The sequence below is a fragment of the Mycoplasmopsis alligatoris A21JP2 genome, from assembly GCF_000178375.1.
Lineage (GTDB): Bacteria > Bacillota_I > Bacilli_A > Mycoplasmatales > Metamycoplasmataceae > Mycoplasmopsis > Mycoplasmopsis alligatoris.
In genome coordinates this window covers 26081-49495 of sequence record NZ_ADNC01000027.1, presented here as the reverse complement: position 1 = coordinate 49495, position 23415 = coordinate 26081, and the positions used below count along the sequence as shown (strand labels likewise).

Sequence of the window (23415 nt, the reverse complement as noted above, 5' to 3'; positions counted from 1 at the left end):
TTTTGTTATTTGTTTGAAGGTAATTCAGAAAAGCTTCTAAAGCCATTTTCTATGCCTTCTAATTCATTATTAAAGGCGTTATGAATGTCAGCGATTTTACTTTTATCTGAAACTTCATCTAATATTTTTGTGTATTTAGTTAGCGCTTCATTTAGCCTTTTGTCTAATTCATTAAAAACAGGATTTTTCTTGATGGCCTCTTGTATTTTATTTTTTAAATTAACTACTTTTTCAGACTTTAAAATTAATTTAAAATCAGTTTTTGACTCATCAACAGTAACTTCTGTCAGTGATAATTTTTTTTCTTCTTGAATGAATTGGTTTAAGTATTTTTTAGACGTTTCTAAAAGATTATCATAATCATTTAAGTCATTAAATATTTGTTTACCTTTTAATACTTTATCTAAATAATTTATAAAGTGAGATGAAGCATTTTTTAAACTTAAAAAACGAGACTTATTATCTATTTTTATTATAAAAGTGCTTCAGTTTTTAATCTCTGTTTTTAATAACTCTTCCTTCTCAATTTTTTTATTTAATATTGTGGATAAGGCGTTTTTGACATTAGTGATTTTACTATACTCATTTTTTAATTGTAATTTATCTTCATTTTTAAGTAATAAATAATCAGAATCAACTTTAGTGATTAAGTTTTTATGTTCTAATGCAATTTCACTGTTTTTTAAATTAATAATATAACTATGTTTATTTTTAAAATTTAATACTTCTTGTGAAATTTTTGTTACTTCTTTTTCTTTATTATTCTTATTCATAGTGTTTTCGGTTAATTCTAAAAACTCTTTATTATCATTTGTGTCTGAACTAGTTGTCATTGGTTCTTTATTTATAGTAATAGATTCGTTGGTTTTATTATTAATCGGAGACTTAGATGTTTCTACATCGCTCTTTTTTAAAGTATCAGTTGTTGCTTTTGAACATGAGCTTAAAATAACTGGTAAAAGTGTAAAAGTTGAAATAGTTAAGTTAAAAATGATTTTATTGTGTTTTTTCATAGAATCTCCCTTACAAATATTTTTTTATTATATATTAAATAAACAATCAAAAAAGAAGTAATTTAGATTTTTAAAATTAAAAAAATATCGGTGATTCCGATACTTTTAAGAACTATTTTAATAATTTTTTATATAAAGTTTTAATGTCTTCTAAATTAACGTCTCTAGGATTTCCTCCAGTACATACATCTGAAAGTGCAGATTGAGAAATTTTTTCTAAATCTTCTGGTTTCATTAAACCAACTAGACTTTGAGGAATTTCTAGATTCAATGATAGTTGTCTTACTGCATTTACTGCTGCTTTTCTATACTCATCTTGAGACATTTTTTCCGTGTTTTTAACACCAAAAGCAACCGCAATATCTTTATATTTTTCTCCACTATATTGAGCATTAAATTCCATAACTGTTGGTAATAAAATAGCATTTGCAATACCATGTGCCATTTTATAATAAGCACTAAGCGGGTGTGACATTGAGTGAACAATTCCTAACCCAACATTTGAATAACCCATTCCAGCAACATATGAGGCTAAAATCATGTTGTCTCTAGCGTCTTTATCACCTTTAACAGCTTTTTCTAAATTGTGTGCAATTAATTCAATTGATTTAATATGTAACATATCACTCATGATAGTTGCACCTTTGGTTATATAACCTTCAATTGCATGTGTAAGAGCATCCATCCCACTTGCTTTTGCTAAGCCAGCTGGCATTGTTGAAGTCATATCAGCATCAACAATAGCTACTTCAGGTACATCATTAGGATCAACACAGACAAATTTTCTGTGTTTTTCATTATCTGTAACAACGTAGTTCATTGTTACTTCTGATGCTGTTCCAGCAGTTGTAGGAACAGCTATTGTAAATATCGCTCTGTTTTTTGTAGGACTTAATCCTTCTAAAGATCTAACATCATAAAATTCTGGATTGGTAATAATAATTCCAATTCCTTTTGCAGTGTCAAGAGCTGACCCTCCTCCAACTGTTAAAATGTAATCAGCTTTTGATTTTTTAAAAGCTTCAACTCCTGCTTGAATATTTTCAATTGTAGGGTTTGCTTCAACATTGTCAAAAACAGTAAATGTTAAATTGTTAGCTTTTAGTACATCTGTAACTAGATCTAAAACTTTGTGTTCTACGATTGATTTATCAGTACATATAAAAGCATGATTTAATTTTCTTTTTTGTACTTCAGTAACTATGTTTTGACGTGAATTACGTCCAAAGTAAGATACCGGATTTAATACCATTCTGTTTGCCATAATATCTCCATAAATAAGTTTATTAAACGTAAAAATACCTTAAAAGATTTTTACAATTTAGATTATACGCTTATTAAAAATAGCGAGTTAATACTCGCTAATAAAGAATAAAAATTACATTAAATGTGGAAAAAATTCCAGTTTATAAATCATTTTCAAATTGTAGTTTTCTAAAGTAAACTTGAAAGTGAATTACTAAATATCTAAAAGATACATAAGAAATTATCAAAGTCGATATTATTAAGAAGATACTTCCTATAACCAAGAAAAAGGTGTAAGCGGCTCCAAAAAAGTTATGGGCAAAAGTTGATACTTTTTCTAAATCTTGCAAATCTTTAAAATCTGCATACAACCTTAAAAAAGCTGTTGATGTAACTGCACTAGGATAAGTCAGAGCAGTTCAATTTGTATGAAACCCTTGCGAAATAATTTTAAGAAGTGAAATAAAGAATATAAACATTCCAAGCATAGTTATAGCTATTAAAATCATGACCATAAAGTAACAAAAGAATTTAGAATCATATGCAAAGTACGAATTAAGGTCAGTAAAAATACTTAAAAAAGAAGCCAACAATAAACAACCTGGAGAAACAAAAACACCCATTGAAGCAAATTGAGGTTTTTCACTGTACTTAAAGAAAATTATTTTATAAAGTATGATTGGTAAAAATAGAGCATAAAGTCCAAATCCAATGAATCAAACAAAACGATAAAATTCTATTGGTATAACATTTCCAAAGTTAGGATAGGCGTTACAAATAATAACTATACCGACAGTTGGAACAAATCATGATGAGTAAGCCAAATCGCTTTTTATTTTGTGATTTTTAATAACAAATGTTAAAAAACCAACAAGCATAATTAATTGTAGTAGTAGAGCAATAATGCTAATTATTGAACCTATTATAGTTCCGACATTAACAACTCGTGTTACATAATCGTAGTTAAAGTCCTTGTCGTGAGAACCAGTGTAGAGACCTGAAATAAAGGCAATTAATTGTATTAAAAGCATTCATTTAGTTGGCAAAAAACCTGAAGTAGCACTTCCTTTTCACTCATGCATAAAGAGTTTAAAATTGAAGCTAAATTTTACTAAAATACTTATGAAACAATAGGTTCCGAAAATGAATGTCATTCAGTAAACTATTAACCCAAAGTCATAATATAAAATTTCATTAGTATTTTGATAAATGTATCTCATAAAGAAGAATCATATTCCTCCAAGCGAGATTGAACCTAGTCCTAAACCACTGGTTCCACTAGGTAAGTGTTGTGTAATGTTTTTGATTTTCTGCCTCAATATTACTCCTTTTAGTTTGGTATTTGTTCTAAAATAATTTTTGCACTAGTTGTCAGTTTGCGTGTTTTGATATTGCATTTCTCAAATAAGTATCTTGCCATTTCTCCATCTTCAGTGTCTTTATACTTGTCATCTTCAAAAACAACTTCTTTAATTCCTGATTGAACAATTACTTTTGCACAATTTATACAAGGATATAAAGTTGTATAAATAATTGCCCCTTTTGGCTGTACTATAGCGTTTAAGATTGCATTTACTTCAGCATGAACAACGTATGGGTATTTAGTTTCTTTGGCTATTTTGCTATCTCTACCTCATGGAAAATCAATGTCATTTCCATTAGGCATTCCATTATAACCTAGACCTATAACTTTTTTTTCATCGTTAATTATACAAGCACCAACTTGTGTGCTTGGATCTTTACTTCTTAAAGCCGAAATTTTTGCTAAAGAAATAAAATAAGTATCTCAATTAATTCTCTTTGTCATATTTACCTCATGTATTTTACAATTATAATATAATATATAGAAATATGAATGGAGATCAATGCAGTTTAACCCAATAAAAGACACTCAAGGAATTAATGTTATTCAAAATAGTAGTCTAGATCGCACTATAAATAATGAATCAATGTTAAAAAGTGATCCGCTTGGTCAATTAAGTCCAAGAGCTTATAAAATAATTCGCCGTGAAAAAGTAATAAAAGGAATTACATCATTAGTTTGAGGTGCACTTTTATTTACTACATTATTAACAATATTAATTTTGTATTTAGTTTTTAGCGAAATTATAAAAATTCCTTTTGGTACCGAATACATAGATAAAACGGTAAATGGAAATGTTATTGGTTATTACATTTTATTAGCTTTAATTTCCTTTATAGCATTTTATTTTATGGCAAGAAATTTAATTGATTTTGTTTCATGAAAAAATACAGTAAAAAGACTTAGAGATAGTTATTCAAGAGGAGATTCATCAGCTAATGTTATGTTTCATACAACTTATCGCAAAATGAGTTTAAAAACAGTGAAAGTAATGTGAATTTTTATTAACATTTTAACTTTTTATGGTTTCTTTACATTGGTTGTATTTGGACTTAAGTATTTAAAGATCAATACTGAGAGTGATATTTTTGCTCTAAAGCTTAATATGGAGCTTATTCTTCAAAAAGCATTTGGGAATGTCAATGTTTTTACAATAATTAATGTAATTGCACTTGTTGCAATAACTGGAGTTTACATATTTGCAAGTGTTATAGATAAAAAAAGAATTTCTGACTTACAAGATTTTCTTGGAGAAAAAACACATGAAATTATGGAAGGTGTTGCAGTTTCAAAAGAGAAACTAAATAAAGCACTTCTTAAAGTTTATTTAATATGTGTTGGAATATTTATTGTGCTACCAATTTTTATTGCAATACTTGCGGTATTTAGAATTATTAAACGTAAAAAAGCAAAGTAATAACAAACTAAACTTGTATAACAAGTTTTTTTGTTAAACTTTTGTTACTAGAGCTTGGTATAATAAATTTGAAAGTAGGTTGTATGAAATTATTAGTATTAGTACACAATAGATTTAATGATGTTGAATTAACAGGAGTGGTTGCTTGTTTAGAAAGAACAAAAAAGCTAGATGATATTGTTTATTACAATCCTAAATATACTAAAGCAATAGGACAATTTAGTATTATTAAACTAAATATGGTTAATAAAGTTGACTTTAATGAATTTGATATTTTATTCGTTCCTGGAGGACCAGGAGCTCAAGAACTAAGAAAAGATAAAGAATCTTTGAAAATTATAGAGAAATTTATACAAAACAAAAAATATGTTATCTCAATATGTGATGCGCCAAATGTAATTTATGAAAACCATATTATTGATGATTCTATTCCTTATTCTTCTTATCCAATACCAAATATGGTAGCATCTAATTTAAGAAACGATAATATGGTAACAAACCATAAAGGAAAATTTTTATCAGGTAAATGTGCTGGAGCAGCTGTTGATTTAGGAATAGAAGCTGTTAAAGAAATATTTGGCAAGGAAATGGGCTCACAAGCAAAAATTTGAATGTATGCTAAAAAATAATGAGAGACTTGCAGATATGCAAGTTTTTTTATTTATATTTTTTGTATTAATGCTTGTTTTTATTATAGACTTACTTAGACTTATGGGTAAACAGTTTATTTTTTATAAGTGTAAAGTATAAAAAAATTTATATATACAAAAAACTATGCTTGTGCATAGTTAAAATAATGTGTTTTGTTCAGAATCAGGTAAATCACCGAATATACCAAGTTTTTCAAACTCATTAAACTGTGTTTTAGTAATCGAAGTTCTTTTAAAAAAGTCTTCCTTAGAAGTAAATGGTCTTTCTTTTCTTGCTGCAGTAATGGTTTCAGCTATATTTATTCCTAAACCATCCATGGTTGAAAAAGAAGGAATTAAACATTTCTTTTCACGATTAATAATTCACTCGTTTTCGAGAGATTCGTGTACAGAAATTGATGAAATACTAAAACCTCTAGCATAAAGTTCTCTAGCTATTTCTAAAACTGGTATTAAATTGTTTTCTTTTACACTTCGTTCGTTATTGCTTTTATTATTTATTTCACTAATTTTATTATTAATTTTTGCAAGATTTACATCATTAGCCATTGATTCTATATCAAATACATCACAACGTGTTGTAAAGTATGTTGCATAATATTCTAAAGGTTTATAAACTTTAAATCATGCAATTCTTCAAGCCATTAGTACATATGCAGTAGCATGGGCTTTAGGAAACATGTATTTTATTTTTTTCATACTTTCAATGTATCAATTTTTAATACCAATTTTTTTCAACATTTCTTCTTGATCAGGTTTAATACCTTGACCTTTTCTTACTTGTTCCATAATTTTAAAAGCATCTAATGATTCAACACCATTTTGAATTAGATAAACCATAATGTCATCACGACAAGAAATAACTTTATCAATAGTTAATCCTTCATTCATAATTAAACTTTGTGCGTTATTTAATCAAACATCTGTTCCGTGGGACAATCCTGAAAGAGAAATTAAATCCGAAAAATGTTGTGGTTTAGATTGTTCAAGCATTTTCCGAACAAAAGGTGTACCAAATTCTGGAATTCCTAGAGCACCTGTTTGTTCGTTTCCTATTTGTGATGGCTCAATTCCTAATGCCTTAGGTGATTTAAAAATCGACATAACTTTTTCATCTTTTTTTGGTATATCTTTTTTTACATTTAAACCTGTTAGTTTTTCTAACATTCTAATAGCAGTAGGATCATCATGCCCTAGTAAGTCTAGTTTTAGAACATTATCGTGAATAGCTCTAAAATCAAAGTGAGTTGTTTTTCAGTCACTACTTGTATCATCAGCCGGGAAATTTATCGGGCAAAAGTCTTCTACATCAAATTCTTTAGGAATAATTAAGATTCCACCTGGGTGTTGTCCTGTAGTTCTTTTTACTCCCTCAATTTGAGTTGTTAAATAATCAACAAAATTATCAGAGATATGCTTTCCGTTTTCATCAATAGCATTTTTTATGTAACCAAAACTTGTTTTATATGCAGCTGTAGAAATTGTTCCAGCTCTAAAAGTATGATTTTGTCCAAACAATCTTTTAACTTCATTATGAATTTGTGCTTGATATTCTCCTGAAAAGTTTAAATCAATATCTGGAACTTTATCTGCTTTAAATCCTAAAAAAGTTTCAAAAGGTATAGTTTGACCATCTTTGTCTAAAATGCTATTGCATTTAGGACAATTTTTATCATCTAAATCAAAACCAGAAGTTGTTATAGGGCTTTCTACAAGTTCAAAATATTTACAATTTTGACAAATATAGTGAGGAGGTAGAGGATTTACTTCTGTAATACCGGATAATGTTGCAACTAGCGATGAACCAACCGAACCACGACTACCTACTAAGTATCCATTTTCAACCGATTTTTTTACAAGTTTGTGTGATATTCAATAAATAACATCATATCCATATTTTAGAATAGGATCAATTTCCTTTTTTATCCTATTCTCAATGATTTCTGGCAAAACTTCGCCATATTTTTTATGAGCAGTTTTGTAAACTAAATCTTTTAATTTCTCATGCGAATCATCAAATTTAGGTGTGTATAAATCTTTTTTAATTACTTCTATATTATCTATAGAATCTGCTATTAAATTTGTATTTTGAACCACTATTTTATAAGCTAATTCTTTGCCTAAAAACTCAAATTCTTCTAACATTTGTTCAGTTGTTAAGAAAAACCTTTCTGGTGTTTTTAAGTTATGTCTACGTCTATATTCATATAAATAGTGTCTATCTCCACCAATTGCTTTAGCATAAATTAATAAATCATAAGCGGCTTTACCTGGTTTATCAATGTATCTAACATCACCAACTGCTATTACAATTTTTGAGTGTTCTAAAGCTAAATTAATTAAATATCTTAACCCATCTTGTATTTGTTCAAGAGTAAAATCTTCGTATTCTATTCAATGTTTAAAATTTGAAATTGAAGGAATTTCAACATAATCATAAAGTTTAATGTATTCTCTTAAAACTAAATCACTTTTGTAAAATAAAGTGTTTAATAAAAATCCATTTAAACCAGCTGAACCCACCAGTAAGTCTTGGTCTTTTTCTAAGTCTTCTAAGAATAACTTAGGTGAGTCAAAAAATCTTTCGGTTAGAGTTTTTGTAACTAATTTAAAAAGCTTCTTTAAACCAATTTGGTTTTTAGCAATGATACTTACTTCATTAGAGAACTTTTTAGCATGCAAATTGCTATTTTGATAATTGTGTAAATCAGATAAATTGTTTAAATTCAATTGAGCTAAATGTGAAATTGAAGCTATTCATGCTTGTGCTAAAATCTCAGCATCATAATCAGCACGGTGAGCATCATCAACAGAGTAATTAATACCTAAGTTTGAAGTATAATCACCTAATCTATGTTTTGATTTGTTTGGAAAAATTATTCTTGAAATCATTAATGTGTCAACAAAAGAAATTGATGGTATTGCATAACAATTGTCTAATAGTTTTTGAAAAACAAAGTTCATATCAAATTGGGCATTGTGAGCTAAAGCGATTTTATTTTCAAATAATTTTAAAATTCTTTCTAATGCTGTTTTAAGTTCAATACCTTCTTCTTGAAGCATTTTATCTGTTATACCAGTAAGATTTGTTGTAAAAGAACTTAGCGGTTTTGAAGCTTTTATAAAAAATTGTTCACGAGCAACGATTGATCCATTTTTTATAATACTTGCTCCAAATTCTATTATTTCGTGATAACGAGGAGAAAGACCGGTTGTTTCAATATCAAAACTTATGTAATCTGCTTGTTTTAAAACTTGATCATGTTGATAGTTTAATACAGCCTGATGTGACTTGTTTATAGCACTAAAAGTCGTTCCTAAAATTGGTTTAATTCCTTGCTTTAAAGCACTTGAATAAAATTCTGGGAATCCTTGAACTGAGTTTGAATCTAAAAGAGCTACAGCTTTATGATTTAATTCTTTAGCTTTTTTTATAATTTGGGCAGGGTTTAAAATACCGTCCATTGAATTCATTTTACTTTTAGTATTAAACTCAATTCTTTTAGTTAAGGCATCGTCTAAAACAGATTCAAATTTATTTTCAGTTTTTGTAATAGAGTTGGCTCAGATAAATATCACATTTCTATTATTTTTAGCTATGGAACCTTCAACGATAACATAATCATTGTCATTAATAAGATTATTACCTTCTAATGGTTGCTCTAAAAATAACTTAACCTCAATGGCATCAGCGTAGTCTGTAATATTATAAACATACATATGTTTTTGTGAATTTTTAGCTAGGCTATAGGCACTTTTGTAAACTACACCTTCAAAGCATATTCTTGATTTTTCATCTAATTCATCTGCGTTTATTTCTGAAATGGTTTGTTTTAAATAGTTAGCACTTTTGGAATATCTTAATTTTCTATTTAGAGATTTTTTTGCTGCATTTAAAGCTTCATTGTTTTCTATTTCGATTTTTTTTCTTAGAGCTTCTTGATAATCAATGCTTGTTTGAGTTTTTGAAACTGTATATTCTTTTAATAGAGGTGAAATTTTAAAATCTTTAAATCCCATTCATGACATTTCCTGGTTAAAAATTGAGCAGGCTTGTGCAATCTTTTCAGAGTCATTGATGTTTGTATAACTTATTAATCAATGAGTATTGGTTTTATTTGAAGTTAAATTGTGTTCAAAAAAACTGTCTTTTATTCAACTTAAAGTTAAATTATTGTCAGCAATATAATATAAGTATTGTTTAACATGTAAATTATCATTTATATTATTAATAATAGTAAAGTCAACATTAAAAGTATGAGTATTGTTGTTTCTAATTTTTTTTATTAATAAGTCAAATTCTCTAATGTTTGGTAGTTTAACAAAAGTTATAGACACATCAAAAAAATAGTTGCCATCAACAACGCTATAAGTTATATCTTTTGAAATAAAACTTTCTCTAAGTGAGTTTAATTTTGGTAGTTGTAAAAATTCCATAAATTTGCTAAAGGCTTCGTCTTTGTAATATTTTTTTGAATGCATGTTATTATTATACAAACGAATAAAAGATACAAAAAAAAATACATTCAATTATTTTTATAATGTGAATATATTATTTTCATTTTAAATTGCAAGCAACATTAAAAAACCAAAGAAAAATGTAAAACTTATTGAATCATATCTATCTAAAATTCCACCATGTCCAAGTAATAATTTTGAAAAGTCTTTTGTCAAATTCATCCGTTTTATAGCTGAAAAAGTCAAATCACCTAATATTGCAAAAATAGGTAATGTTAAACTAACAATAGTTTGAACAGCGATGTTTCCATTGTATAAGTTAAGTGAAACAACAACACTAACAATTAGTATTGAAGTTAAAATAAATGCTGTTATTGCTCCTTCTCATGTTTTTTTAGGTGAAATATTTGGGGCTAATTTTTTTCTAAAAATTTTGTGACCAAAGAATTTTCCTCCAAAAAAACCTGCTACATCAGCACAAATACTAACTGCAATAAATAATATAAAATATTGTCAAGCAAAAACTGATGAATAGATTAATTGTTTTGAAGAAATTAATAATATATAAAGTGCAATAAATAAAACTAAGGATTTAATAAAAATGTTTTTTATGTTTCTATTTTCAATAGTAAAAGTTTGATAAAAAAAGTAAAAAATTGACACAGCTAAAAGAATTAAAACACTTAAATAATCTTCAAATAAAAATGTTACTACATTTATCATAGAAAATTTATTATCAGGATCTAAACTATAATCTATGTATTGACTTATAAGTGAAAATGGTAGAGCAAAAGCTGTAGCGCTAGCAAAAGCCAAAAACAAACTAATATATCATGCAAGTTTAAATGACTTAAAAAGTTCAAATGAAACATAAACAAATAATAAAGAAAAAATTATGTATGAAATTATCCTTGAAACAGTTCCAAAATTGCCATTTGCATTTCCACCTATTATAGTAAAGCAAAATAAACCACCAAAAAATAAAGACAAAATAATAGCTGGAATAATCCGGTCGTTTTTTATTTTGCTCATTTTTTCATTTAATTTAGACATATATCAAATTTTATACTATTTTGAATTTGTAATCAAAATATTTAAATAACCTTCTAAAATAGCATATTTATCAACATTTATTTTGTAATTATTTTTAAAATTACCAGCTGCATTTCCAGATGCTACTATAAATGTTTGAGCTATATTTAATTCTTTTTCTAAAGAGCTAATAAAACTTAAAGCAAAACCATTTCTTAGATGATGATAGCCAGATTCTAAGCATTCTTTATTATCTGTACCATAGGGTAACATGGAATTTTTATCAATTTCTATTTTGTTTAACAAAGAAGCTTTTTTAACAAGTGTTTCATATGAAGAATCAAGCCCACCAGCAATGCTAACGCCAACAAGTTTGTTGTTTTTTATAAATAAACCAACAGATGAAGTGCCAAAAGAAAAAGCTATTGCGTTTTTGTTTTTGAGAGTTGAATATTGTGCTAAAGCCAGCAAGTCATGTCCAATTCCTTTTTCAACATAGCCATTTTGGTCAAAATTAAATTTTGTTTGTTGATTTATTTTATAAGGAATAATTTTTAGATTTTCTTTAATAATAGATTGAATTATTAAATCAAAATCCTTAACAACAGATCCTAAAATAGCTTGTTTAATTTCAAGTTTTTTATAAGACTCAATAGTTTTTGTTATTTGTTTGATGCTTTGTAATTTTGTTGGAAAAACAGAATACTCTAAAAGTTCTACATTTTGACCAAAAACAGCCATTTTAATGTATGAATTTCCAATATCAATAGTTAAAAATTTTTCATTATTTTTTTTCATTTTCTAATCCTAATAAAAATATTTTATTATAAAATACTTTATTGAGAGGCATAATGATTAAAAAAATAACTTACTGTGCTATTTATGTAGCATTAATAATGATGATGAGTCTTGTCCCATGATTGGGATATATAAAAATTGGAGTAATACATATTTCAACAATTCCTTTTATTGTTGTAGTTGCAACTCTTCATATGGGCTTTATAGGAGCTTTTACAGCCGGATTAACTTTTGGTATAGGATCTTTAATAGCTTCTATAGTGTTTGGAGAACCAACTTTTATATATCCTGATTTATCAGTTTTACCTAGAATTTTAGTTGGATTATTAGTTTACTTGTTTTATAAATTATTAGGTAAACCAAATATTTATAAAGCAGTTGTTTTAGGGATTTTATGTCCTGTATTCAATACTTTATTAGTTACTGTCTTTTTATTTATACACCATTCTGTAGCACCTATTTCTTGATTAACAAATCTAAAAGCTTGAATTATTTTAATTTGATTAAACTTTATTGTAGAGGTAGCATTCAGTGCAATAGTTGTTGGCGCTCTATGACCAGCTGTTAAGTACTTTAGAAACAAAGAATTAGACTTAAAAGAACATAAAATAACTTGATAAAAATAATCAAAAGTGATTATTTTTTTTATAATTAAAACATGAAAACGCCAATAGCAATTTTGAACTTAGAGAAACTTCATAATACAAAATTTCAAGTAATATTCAAAGACTGAACACAATATGAGGGCAAAGTTAGTGTGCGTTTTAATCAAAATACTTTTTTTATTACTAAGTTTAAAAACACAACAGATAAAGAGATAGAATCAGCAGCAAATAAAGAAGTAAAAATAATTTTAGAAAACCCAGGATTTATTACTGAAAACGTAAGAGTAATTTATCCTGATTATTTTTTCTTATTAGGCGAAAAGTTAAACTATAAAATTGAAAACAACTTTATTTTAATCTTCAAAAAAGATGAATTTTTAGAAAAAATATTTCTTAAAAATTTAAGTAAAGTTTCCGAAACTTTAATGGATTGAATTAAAATAAAATTACTTGAAAAATGTAAACTAATCCAAAGAGAAATGGAAAAAATAATGAATATTCCAGAACATACAATTTCTCTTAAAACTTCAAGAACTTATCATGCACAACATAGAAAGAATCATATAACTTACAATATTAACGTTTATCCATTTCCTGATGAAATTATTAGATTTTTAGCGACACATGAGCTATGCCATTATGTTCATCCTAATCACTCTAAGTTATTTTATGAAATGCTTTTTAAGTATTGTCCCAATCACAAGTTATTAAAAATAAAACTTAATAAGGGAGTTGTGCTTTAAATTCTTATTAATTTCTTAAGAAATTTTTATTATTGAAAGAAAACTATAAAATTAGAATGATTAAAAACACTTTTTACTAAAACGTCTTGAACATAGGCGTTTTTGAATTATTTAATTTTAGCAATTTAAAGCACTTTATGCTAAAATATATTTATTATGAGCAAGAAAACTTATTATGAAATTTTAGGTGTCGACAAAAAAGCCGATACAAAAACAATTAAAAGTGCATATAGAAAATTAGCTATGCAATATCACCCTGATAAAGTCAAAGATGGAACCAGTGATGAAAAAATGAGAGAAATAAATGAAGCTTATGAAGTTCTTTCAGACGAAACAAAAAGAAGTCACTATGATAAATATGGTTCATCTGAAAATTACAATTCTGCAAATGCTGGGCAAGGCTTTTCAGGTAATCCTTTTGAAGGATTTTCTGGAGGATTTAGTGATTTTTTCCAAGACATTTTTAACTTTGGTGGTAGTTCAGAATCATCAGGTTTTTCATCACAAAGAGATGTTGGACAAGATTATCAAATGACTAAAATAATTACCTTTATTGACTCAGTTAATGGAACAGTTTATAAAGATAATTTTGAAAAATACGAGCTTTGCTTACATTGTGGTGGTTCAGGTGCTGAATCAAGTGCTGACTTTTCAACTTGTTCAGATTGTAATGGAAAAGGATCAACATACTATATAAGAAGAACATTTTTTGGTGATGCTCAAAGTCGTGAAACATGTAAAAAATGTAATGGTTCAGGAAAAAAAGTTACTAAAAAATGTAAATCTTGTGATGGTAAAAAATTCATTAAATCAATTAAGAAAATGTCTGTTACTATTCCAGCTGGTGTAGTTACTGGAACAAGTTTAAAGTTAACAGGTTTTGGTGGGCCAGGGCAAGGGAATGCAGTTGGTGATTTATACATAAAAATCATTGTAAAAGAGCATAAATATTACACTCGTGATAGAAATGATGTATATTTAGATTTTCCAGTTTCATTTTTAGATGTACTAAGTGAAAATGTTGTAAATGTACCAACTCCTTCAGGATTAGAAAAAATCAAATTAAAAAGATCTTACATGGATACAATGGTAATCAAACTTATTGGAAAAGGTGTTAAAGGAACTAGAACATCTGGTGATTTAAAATTAAAACTTAGAATTATTATTCCTCCTACTTTATCAAATAGTGATATTAATAAAATTTTAAGTTCTTCACATTCTATAAAAGATACAACAAATACTACATATGTAAATCAAGTTTTAAAAGAAAAATAATATTGTATTATTTAGTTATGTAAAAAAAGGAGAATGAATGAATCATTTAAGAGTTAGAAACAGAGCCATTTTTATTTTAATATTGTCTATTGTTTTGACAATTTGAAATAATGTTGCTAATATATTTCAAATTAATTACAAAGAAGAATTTTCAAATTTAATTTTTCAAATAGTTACAGGACTTATATTACTAATTTTAGGAATAATATTAATTGTATTTTTTATACAATTTGTAGTTTATTGTTTTAGAGTAAAACAGCCTATTTTGGCGATTCTCATATTAATTTCTCTTATCGGACCTTTAGTTGTTCCAGTAGTAACTTTAGGTGTAAAAATTGACGCTGTAAAATATACTATTGGAGTAATTTTTCCACTATTATGAATAGTCTCGTTGATTTGATTAATAGTTATTAGTTCAAACAATTCAAAAAAAGCTTTATAAAAAAACACAGGTTTTTAAAACTTGTGTTTTTAATTTTATTATTTTACTAAAAGAGAATCTTCGTTCATTTGTGTAGGTTTTTTAACTCCAATATAATCTAAAACGGTTGGAGCAATATTTGCTAGTTTTCCATCTTTTAATTTAACGTTTTTATCTGTACATATTAACATAACTGGACTAGATGTATGTTTTGTTGCTGGATTACCTTTTTCATCTTCAGTAATTTCTGCATTTCCATGATCGGCTGTAATAAAGACAGTTACGTCATTTTTATTAGCTCATTCAACTACTCTTTTTATTTGTTCGTCTAAGTAAGTAACTGCTTGAATTGTTGCTTTTAGATCACCAGTGTGCCCAACCATATCTGGATTTGCATAATTCATAATTGTTACATCAAAATCAAGAGCATTTTTAATTAATTCATCTGTTATTCCTTTTGCAGACATTTGTGGAGCAGTTGCATAAGATTCAACCTTTAATGAATCAACCATTATTCTTTTTGAATTTTTATACTCAACATCATTTCCACCGTCCATAAAAAATGTAACGTGTGCATATTTTTGAGTTTCGGCTACTCTTAGTTGTTTTTTGTTAGCTAATTCCAATACTTTTCCAATTGGATGAGTAATTTTCATCTCATCAAAAGCAACTATTGTATTCATTCCTTCGTATTTCATCATTGAAACAAAAACTGGAATTTTAACTTGATGTTTTGGTTTAAAGTCATATAAATTTGAACTTATGAATAAGTGACTTAATTGTCTCGCTCTATCAGGTCTAAAGTTAAAGAAAATAATTGCATCTTTATCTTTTACAAAATATTCTTTTGAACATGTAGCATTAATTGCTGGTTCAAAAAATTCATCAGTAACATTGTTTGCATATTGTTCATTTACGTATTCGACAGCACTAGAATATTTTTTGTCACTAAATCCTAAAATAGCATCATAATTTTTTTCAACTCTATCAAACATTTTATCTCTATCCATTGCATAGAAACGACCACCAACTGAAGCTATTTTAAATCCATATTTATTTGTTAATGCTTCTAATTTTTCCATTGATTCTTTAATAGATTTAGGAGCAACATCTCTACCATCTCCAAATACATGAACCGAAACTTTTTTAAGTCCAAAATTTGATGCTGCATCCAAAAGTGCAAATAAGTGATCTTCTAATGAGTGCACTCCACCTGGACTTAATAGACCCATTAAATGTAGTGTTGAATTTTCTTTTTTAGCATGTTCAAAGGCTTTTAAGAATGCTTCATTTTTTGCATAACTACCATCTTCAAGAGCTTTTTTGATTAATGATAAACCTGTATAAACAATAGTTCCAGCACCTATATTTAAGTGTCCTACTTCAGAGTTTCCCATTTGTCCTTCAGGTAATCCAACGTATTGACCTGAGGCTTGAATAATTGAATTTGGATATTTGCTAAAAAGTTCGTTAAAGGTAGGTGTTTGTGCTAATGCAAAACCATTACCTTGTTTTTCTTTTCTTAACCCTAATCCGTCAATAACTATTAAAACTACTTTTTTCATAATTTCTCCTTTAGTTTTACTATTAACGATAATTATAAACAATAATTTTTTAAAATAATTTTGAGCAAAAAAACAATATGGAAATATATTTAATTATTTTATTTTTAAATAAATATATAATTACAAATATGTTAAAAAATCAAGAAATTGTATGTAAAAATTTAGATGAACTAAAGCTTTTTGCAAAGCAATTTTTACCTGTAATTAAAAAACATCAATTTTTACTTATGAATGGTGATTTAGGTGCTGGAAAAACTGCGCTAGTTAAAGAATTAGGCTTACTTATAGGTATAAAAGAAAATATAAATTCACCAAGTTTTAACTATATGAAAAATTATGAAGGACTTGTTCATATTGATTTATATAGTTATAAAGGTGATTTAGAGGAATTTGAAGACTTTTTTGAAGATAATATTGTAGCTATTGAATGAGCAAATTTATCTAATTATAATTTCAAAAATTTTATCAAAATGAATGTAACTTTAAAAGATGATTTACACGTATATAAGATTGTAGAGGTTAAATAATGAAAGTGTTTTTAGATACAGCTTCTGAGGATTTTATTTTATTTTTAATAAACAATAATAATGAAATAGTTGACAAAATTTGTTATTTTGGATATAAGAAAAAAGTCAATTTAATCGTTGACTCTTATAAAGAATTATTAGAAAAAAATAACTTAATTCCTGCATTAATAGAGGAATATTACACAAATATTGGACCAGGTTTTTTTACCGGGATAAGATCATCATTAGTTTTTTTAAGAACTTTTGCAATGGTGTTTAACAAGCCAATTTATGTATGCAATTCATTTGATATTTTAGAATTACAAAAAGAAGAAAATTATTTAACTTTAGACGCTCAAGGAAATGCAATTTATTACTATGATAAAACTAAAAAAACTATAAATGTTCTTAGTGATTCAAACTTAGAAGTAATGAAAGTTGATTATATAAAAGTAGAAAATGATTGAGCCAAATACTTAAAAGTTTTTAAAAAAATAGAAGCAAATGATTTGCTAAAAATACAACCTTTATATATAAAAAAACCGCAACTAGGAGGTATTAAATAATGTTGATTTTAGGAATAGAATCTAGCCATGACGATACTTCTTTTGCGCTTTTAGAAGACGGCAAAATTTTAGAAATGATAAGCATTTCTCAAATTGAAATTTTTAAAAAATTCGGGGGAACTGTACCGGAATTAGCATCAAGAGAGCATGTTAATAATATTGCAATTATTTTTGATAAATTTAATAAAAAATATAATTTATCAAAATTAGATTATATTGCTTTTACCGAAAAGCCAGGTTTAATAGGTGCTTTACAAATAGGTTTTTTATTTGCGAGTGCTTTATCAATTGCATTAAATAAACCTCTTGTCCCTGTTGACCATTTAGAAGGACACCTATTTTCTGCGACAATTAACAATAAAGTAAAATTCCCTGCTCTATGTTTACTAGTTTCAGGTGGACATACACAATTACTTTTAGCCAAAAATGTCTATGAAATAGAGATATTAGGAGAAACATTAGATGATGCAGTTGGAGAAGTTTTTGATAAAGTATCTTCTAGAACTAAGCTAGGTTTTCCAGGCGGACCTATAATTGATAAAATTTTTGAAAACTATCAAGGGAAATATATAAAATTCACTCAACCTCATACTCAAAACGAACTAGATTTTTCATTTAGTGGGTTAAAGAGTCAAGTTTTAAACTATGTAAATAATAATACTCAAAAAAATATTGAAATTAATAAAGAACAAGTAGCAGCAAGTTTTCAAAAAACTGCAGTTGATTACTTGATAAACAAAACTAAAATAGCTATAAACAAGCATAATATAGAAACTTTAATTTTAGGTGGAGGAGTAAGTGCCAACACTTATTTAAGAAGTGAATTTGTAAAATTATTTAAAAACACTATAATACCTGAACTTAAATATGCCACTGATAATGGTGCAATGATTACACAATGTGCTTATTTAAAATTGGTTAGTAAATAAAATGAATGGAAAAAAATGAAATATACCGGGCCAAAAATATTTTTTATAGATTTAGATGGAACTTTGATTGACTCAAAAAGTTCTATTTTAGTTAGCAAAAAAAATATGGAAGCTATAAACAAAATTAAAAAATATTCTCATTTAGTAGTTTCGACTGGAAGAAGTTTTAACGATCATAAAGTTGAAAAAATAACTAAAGAATTAAATAGTGAATTTACAATTTGTTCATCTGGAGCTCATATTTATGAAAACGATATTTTAATAAAAAGTAATTACATTAATCAAATTACTTTAAAAGATTTAAAAGATTTTGCTATAGCTAATAAAGTTCCTTTTGTTATTTTTACTGAGGATAAAGAACATTTAATTGTTTATAATAAATTTCATGAAAAAATAGCTAACATGTTTTTTCATAAAAGACTACATGTTGAGCACTATAAAAACTCTAAATTTTTAAACTCACAAAATGTTGCAAAAATTGCTTATTTATCTTGACCATTTTTAATGAAAAAGTTGTTAAAAAAAGTTGAAAAAAACTTAACAAATATTAACAAATATACTGCTAATGGTAATTGAGTTTTAGAAATAACAGATATTTCAGTTAATAAAGCGACTGCTAATGAGTTCATATGTAACAAGTTAAATATTGATATAAAAGACACAATTCACATTGGTGATTCTATGTCAGATGCTGCTACCATTGGAGTTATGGGTAAAACAATTGCGATGAAAAACTCAGATAAAAAGTTTAAAAAAATAGCTGATTATGTAGGCCCAAAATACAAAAAAGGAGGAGTTGCTCAAATAATTGAAGCAATTCTAAAAAGAACAGTTTCTTAAGTGAAACTTTTTTTATTTTAAAATAATTTGTACTTTATAATTTATGTATGAAAAATTCGTTTATACCAAAAATTATTTTCTTAGATTTAGATGGAACGCTTCTTGACATAAGAGAAAAACACATTAGAGAAATAAGTCAAAAAAATAGAGATTATTTAATTGAATTGAACAAAAAAATTCCAGTAGTTATTTCAACAGGACGTGGAGTAAATTCAGTAACTGATAAAATAGTTTCAAGTATTGGTCAAAATAGATATATTGCTTGAAACGGAGCACAAATTGTTTGAGATGGACAAATAGTTGCTAAAACAGCAATTAATCAAGAAACGGTTGATGAAATTTTTAGAGATATTTTTGATGAAAAGATAACAGTAATAATAAATTCTGATGCTAAAAATTTAGCTTTTGCAAGTAATGTTTTTTATAAGTTAATCATGAAATTTGCTAAATACAATGCAAAAACTTATAAAGATTATAAAGGTGGAATTGAAACATTTAAATTACTTTTATGATGTCCTTCTAAGAAAAAATTAAACCGTATTTTTGATAAATGAACAAAAAAATATGAAGGTAAACTAACTGTTTGTATAAGTGGAAAATACAATGAATTTATAGAAATTACTGCACCAAATGTTACTAAAGGACATGCTGAATTAAGAGTATGCAAATACCTAGGCATTGATCCTAAAGACGCTATGCACATTGGAGATTCGTTAAATGATGCATCACCAAAAGATAAAATAGGTTGCTTGGTTGCATTAGGAAATTCAGTTCCTGAACTAAAAGCTATTGCGGATATAAATACTGATATAGAATTTTTAAACGCAGGTGTTGCAAGGTTTTTAGAAAATCACTTAAAGTAGTATAATATCTACATTATTTTTTTAGTGCTTAGGCATGAAAATTAATTGTGCAAATATATTAAAACTAAAAAAATAAATTAATATATAATATAAACAATTTTATGTGGCGTTATTTTGGATAGGATCTAGTTGGAAGGCTAGACTTTAGGTTGGTTTTAGCGCTAAAATACAATTAAATTTTGAAAGGAAATATTAAATATGGCAAAAGTAGATTTTGACCGTAGTAAAGAACACGTTAATGTTGGTACAATTGGTCACGTTGACCACGGTAAAACAACATTAACAGCAGCTATTGCTACAGTTTTATCAAAAAAAGGATTATCAGAAGCTCGTGATTACGCTTCTATTGATAATGCACCAGAAGAAAAAGCACGTGGAATTACAATTAATACATCACACGTTGAATATCAAACAGAAAAACGTCACTATGCACACGTTGACTGTCCAGGTCACGCTGACTACGTTAAAAATATGATTACAGGGGCAGCCCAAATGGATGGAGCAATCTTAGTTGTTGCTGCAACAGATGGACCTATGCCTCAAACTCGTGAACACATTCTTTTATCTAAACAAGTTGGAGTTCCTCGTATCGTTGTTTTCTTAAACAAATGCGATATGTTAGAAGGTGAAGAAGAAATGATCGAACTTGTTGAAATGGAAATCCGTGGATTATTATCAGAATACGGATTTGATGGAGACAATGCACCAGTTATTCGTGGATCAGCTTTACAAGCATTACAAGGTAAAGCAGAATATGAAGACAAAATTATGGAATTAATGGATGCTGTTGATTCATACATTTTAACACCAGAAAAAGAATTTGACAAACCATTCTTAATGGCAGTTGAAGACGTTTTCACAATTACAGGACGTGGAACTGTAGCAACAGGACGTGTTGAACGTGGAAGATTACAAATCAACGAAGAAGTTGAAATTGTTGGATTACACGCAACTAAAAAAACAGTTGTAACAGGAATTGAAATGTTCCGTAAAAACTTAAAAGAAGCTTTAGCTGGAGACAACGCAGGATTATTACTTCGTGGAGTTAGCCGTGAAGATATCGAACGTGGACAAGTTTTAGCTAAACCAGGTTCAATTATTCCTCATACAGAATTTGAAGCTGCAATTTATGTACTTAAAAAAGAAGAAGGTGGACGTCATACACCATTCTTAAAGAACTATAAACCACAATTTTACTTCCGTACAACAGACGTTACTGGTGGAGTTGAATTTAAAGCAGGACGTGAAATGGTTATGCCAGGAGAAAACGTTAACTTAAAAGTTAAATTAATCGCTCCAATCGCCGTAGAAGCAGGGACAAAATTCTCTATTCGTGAAGGTGGACGTACAGTTGGTGCTGGTTCAGTAACAAAAATTATTAAATAATTTATGTATTAGAATACATTGCTATTTTTTTGGCAATGTATTTTATTAATTTAAGTAGAAAAGGAAAAAAAATGAAAACAAAATTTTTATTTATAACAGGTGGAACAATTTCTGGATTAGGAAAAGGTATTACCGCTGCAAGTTTAGGTAATTTATTAAAAGCTAATGGACATAGTGTATTTGTTTTAAAACTAGATCCTTATCTTAATATAGATCCAGGAGTTATGTCGCCAAATGAACATGGAGAAGTTTATGTTACAGAAGATGGTGGAGAAACCGATTTAGACCTAGGGCACTATGAACGTTTTATAGGAGTAAGGTTAAATAAAAGTAGTAACTACACATCTGGTAAAATTTACCAAAAGATCTTAACTAAAGAAAGAAACGGTGATTATCAAGGAAAAACTGTTCAAGTTGTTCCTCATGTAACTGATGAAATAATTTCAATAATTTTAGATAGCGCTAAAACTAAAAAACCAGACTTTATGATTGTTGAAATTGGTGGTACTGTTGGAGATATAGAGTCTAATCCATTCATTTATGCGCTTGCTAAATTTTTCAATTTATATAGAAAAAATTCAATGTTATTTTATGTAACATTCGTTCCATATTTAGCTAGTTCAAAGGAATATAAGTCGAAACCAACACAAGTATCATTATCAACTTTAAGAGGTTTTGGTTTAAATCCGGATGTTTTACTTTTAAGAAGCCAAGGTGATTTACAAAAATCATTAATTAATAAAATTGCAACTTCTTCATTTATTGATTCATCAAAAATTATTTCAGTTCCAGACTTAGCTAATATTTATAAAATACCTTTATTTTTACTTGAACAAAACATTTTAAAATCTGTTTTTTCTTATTTTAAAATTCAAGAAGCAGATAATTTTGAAAAAAATCTTTCACCTTGAAGATCGTTTGTGCAAAAAGTAGAAAGTGAAAAAGAGCATGAATTAAATGTTGCGCTTGTGGGAAAATATACTGATTTAGAAGACGCTTATTTATCAATAATCGAATCTTTAAAAATAGCTTCAATTCATAATTCTGTTAGACTAACCTACAAAGTTATAAATGCTGATTATATAACTGATGAAAACATAGAAAAAGTTTTAAAACCTTATGATTCAGTAATGATTTTACCAGGGTTTGGTGCAAGAGGTTTTGAAGGGAAAGTACGTGTAGCTGCCTATACCAAGGCAAAAAAAATTCCTACATTTGGAGTTTGTTTAGGATTTCAAGCAATGGTTGTTGCACAAGCTCGTGAGTGCGGAATCAAAAATGCTAATAGTGCAGAATTTATAGAAAATCATAAAAAAGAAACAGCAGTTCTTGATATTTTACCAGGTAAAAATAAAGATGCTGATTGAGGTGGAACATTAAGACTTGGTGCAAGTGATTCAGCTTTTTTAAAAGATACTTTAATTTATAAAATTTACAAAAAACCAATAGTTTCTGAAAGACATAGACACCGTTATGAAGTAACTAAAAAATATGTTAAACAATTAGAAAAAAATGATTTTATTTTTACTGGATATAGTACTAATGAAGGACTTGCCGAAACTTGTGAAGTGAAGAATCAAAAGTTTTATTTAGGGGTTCAGTATCACCCTGAATTTAACACAACAATACTAGAACCACATCCACTTTTTTCTGCATTTGTTAAAGCATCAATTGATAAAAAATAGAAAAAAAATACATTTTTAATGTAATATTATTTTACTAACAAGCAAAGGAGAATAA

General features: G+C 27.4%; 21 protein-coding genes. 13 read left to right on the top strand and 8 right to left on the bottom strand.

Annotated elements, in window-relative coordinates:
* Positions 1 to 5: 5 nt before the first annotated feature.
* From MALL_RS02860 to MALL_RS02845, 4 genes are all read right to left on the bottom strand, one after another.
* Positions 6 to 1013, bottom strand: coding sequence for a hypothetical protein (locus tag MALL_RS02860; protein ID WP_005683864.1), 1008 nt, complete (start codon positions 1011 to 1013; stop codon positions 6 to 8).
* Between the two features lie 112 nt (positions 1014 to 1125).
* The gene (fucO, locus tag MALL_RS02855) at positions 1126 to 2277 is read right to left on the bottom strand and encodes a lactaldehyde reductase (RefSeq protein ID WP_005683725.1); all 1152 of its coding nucleotides are present in this window, start codon (positions 2275 to 2277) and stop codon (positions 1126 to 1128) included.
* Between the two features lie 142 nt (positions 2278 to 2419).
* Positions 2420 to 3577 carry an SLAC1 family transporter gene (locus MALL_RS02850; RefSeq protein WP_005683842.1) on the bottom strand — a complete coding sequence of 386 codons (1158 nt, stop codon included), beginning with the start codon at positions 3575 to 3577 and terminating at the stop codon, positions 2420 to 2422.
* 11 nt (positions 3578 to 3588) lie between these two features.
* The gene (locus tag MALL_RS02845) at positions 3589 to 4065 is read right to left on the bottom strand and encodes a deoxycytidylate deaminase (protein WP_005683912.1); all 477 of its coding nucleotides are present in this window, start codon (positions 4063 to 4065) and stop codon (positions 3589 to 3591) included.
* Positions 4066 to 4123: 58 nt separating this feature from the next.
* Between MALL_RS02845 and MALL_RS02840 the strand changes: the two genes are divergently transcribed.
* Positions 4124 to 5038 carry an MSC_0882 family membrane protein gene (locus MALL_RS02840; protein ID WP_005683969.1) on the top strand — a complete coding sequence of 305 codons (915 nt, stop codon included), beginning with the start codon at positions 4124 to 4126 and terminating at the stop codon, positions 5036 to 5038.
* 83 nt (positions 5039 to 5121) lie between these two features.
* Positions 5122 to 5667 (top strand): DJ-1/PfpI family protein, encoded by a 546-nt coding sequence (locus tag MALL_RS02835; protein ID WP_005683766.1) that lies wholly within the window; start codon positions 5122 to 5124, stop codon positions 5665 to 5667.
* A gap of 159 nt (positions 5668 to 5826) precedes the next feature.
* Here MALL_RS02835 and MALL_RS02830 read toward each other — a convergent pair whose 3' ends face one another.
* The 3 genes from MALL_RS02830 to MALL_RS02820 form a co-directional block, all read right to left on the bottom strand.
* A complete protein-coding gene (locus MALL_RS02830; protein WP_040545590.1) occupies positions 5827 to 10170 on the bottom strand; it encodes a PolC-type DNA polymerase III in 4344 nt (1447 codons plus the stop codon).
* An 81-nt stretch (positions 10171 to 10251) separates the two neighbouring features.
* On the bottom strand, positions 10252 to 11199 hold the full coding sequence (locus MALL_RS02825; protein WP_005683816.1) for a phosphatidate cytidylyltransferase: 948 nt from the start codon (positions 11197 to 11199) through the stop codon (positions 10252 to 10254).
* Positions 11200 to 11214: 15 nt separating this feature from the next.
* Positions 11215 to 11976, bottom strand: a complete 762-nt coding sequence (locus tag MALL_RS02820; protein WP_005683755.1) for a type III pantothenate kinase — start codon at positions 11974 to 11976, stop codon at positions 11215 to 11217.
* A 53-nt stretch (positions 11977 to 12029) separates the two neighbouring features.
* Here MALL_RS02820 and MALL_RS02815 point away from each other — a divergent pair, with 53 nt between their 5' ends.
* The 4 genes from MALL_RS02815 (at position 12030) to MALL_RS02800 (ending at position 15041) form a co-directional block, all read left to right on the top strand.
* Positions 12030 to 12596, top strand: coding sequence for an ECF transporter S component (locus MALL_RS02815; RefSeq protein ID WP_005683751.1), 567 nt, complete (start codon positions 12030 to 12032; stop codon positions 12594 to 12596).
* Between the two features lie 38 nt (positions 12597 to 12634).
* The gene (locus tag MALL_RS02810; RefSeq protein ID WP_040545588.1) at positions 12635 to 13324 is read left to right on the top strand and encodes a YgjP-like metallopeptidase domain-containing protein; all 690 of its coding nucleotides are present in this window, start codon (positions 12635 to 12637) and stop codon (positions 13322 to 13324) included.
* Between the two features lie 156 nt (positions 13325 to 13480).
* Positions 13481 to 14599, top strand: a complete 1119-nt coding sequence (locus MALL_RS02805) for a DnaJ domain-containing protein (protein ID WP_005683889.1) — start codon at positions 13481 to 13483, stop codon at positions 14597 to 14599.
* A 37-nt stretch (positions 14600 to 14636) separates the two neighbouring features.
* A complete protein-coding gene (locus MALL_RS02800; RefSeq protein WP_005683986.1) occupies positions 14637 to 15041 on the top strand; it encodes a hypothetical protein in 405 nt (134 codons plus the stop codon).
* 38 nt (positions 15042 to 15079) lie between these two features.
* Here MALL_RS02800 and gpmI read toward each other — a convergent pair whose 3' ends face one another.
* Positions 15080 to 16585, bottom strand: a complete 1506-nt coding sequence (gene gpmI / locus MALL_RS02795) for a 2,3-bisphosphoglycerate-independent phosphoglycerate mutase (protein WP_005683844.1) — start codon at positions 16583 to 16585, stop codon at positions 15080 to 15082.
* A gap of 128 nt (positions 16586 to 16713) precedes the next feature.
* Between gpmI and tsaE the strand changes: the two genes are divergently transcribed.
* The 7 genes from tsaE (at position 16714) to MALL_RS02760 (ending at position 23360) form a co-directional block, all read left to right on the top strand.
* Entirely contained in the window at positions 16714 to 17112 is a 399-nt protein-coding gene (tsaE, locus tag MALL_RS02790; RefSeq protein ID WP_156785634.1) for a tRNA (adenosine(37)-N6)-threonylcarbamoyltransferase complex ATPase subunit type 1 TsaE, read from the top strand.
* The gene (gene tsaB, locus MALL_RS02785) at positions 17112 to 17657 is read left to right on the top strand and encodes a tRNA (adenosine(37)-N6)-threonylcarbamoyltransferase complex dimerization subunit type 1 TsaB (RefSeq protein ID WP_005683999.1); all 546 of its coding nucleotides are present in this window, start codon (positions 17112 to 17114) and stop codon (positions 17655 to 17657) included. Before tsaE ends, tsaB begins: the two co-directional genes overlap by 1 nt.
* Positions 17657 to 18586, top strand: a complete 930-nt coding sequence (gene tsaD / locus MALL_RS02780; RefSeq protein ID WP_005683943.1) for a tRNA (adenosine(37)-N6)-threonylcarbamoyltransferase complex transferase subunit TsaD — start codon at positions 17657 to 17659, stop codon at positions 18584 to 18586. The genes tsaB and tsaD overlap by 1 nt, the downstream gene beginning before the upstream one ends.
* Before the next feature lie 15 nt (positions 18587 to 18601).
* Complete coding sequence (locus tag MALL_RS02775; RefSeq protein ID WP_005683997.1) at positions 18602 to 19426, top strand: HAD-IIB family hydrolase; 825 nt, start codon at positions 18602 to 18604, stop codon at positions 19424 to 19426.
* A 47-nt stretch (positions 19427 to 19473) separates the two neighbouring features.
* Positions 19474 to 20289: a Cof-type HAD-IIB family hydrolase gene (locus MALL_RS02770; RefSeq protein ID WP_005683771.1), complete on the top strand. Its 816-nt coding sequence runs from the start codon at positions 19474 to 19476 to the stop codon at positions 20287 to 20289.
* Positions 20290 to 20487: 198 nt separating this feature from the next.
* Positions 20488 to 21675, top strand: a complete 1188-nt coding sequence (tuf, locus tag MALL_RS02765) for an elongation factor Tu (protein WP_005683895.1) — start codon at positions 20488 to 20490, stop codon at positions 21673 to 21675.
* Between the two features lie 71 nt (positions 21676 to 21746).
* Complete coding sequence (locus MALL_RS02760) at positions 21747 to 23360, top strand: CTP synthase (protein WP_005683832.1); 1614 nt, start codon at positions 21747 to 21749, stop codon at positions 23358 to 23360.
* The last annotated feature ends 55 nt before the right edge of the window (positions 23361 to 23415 follow it).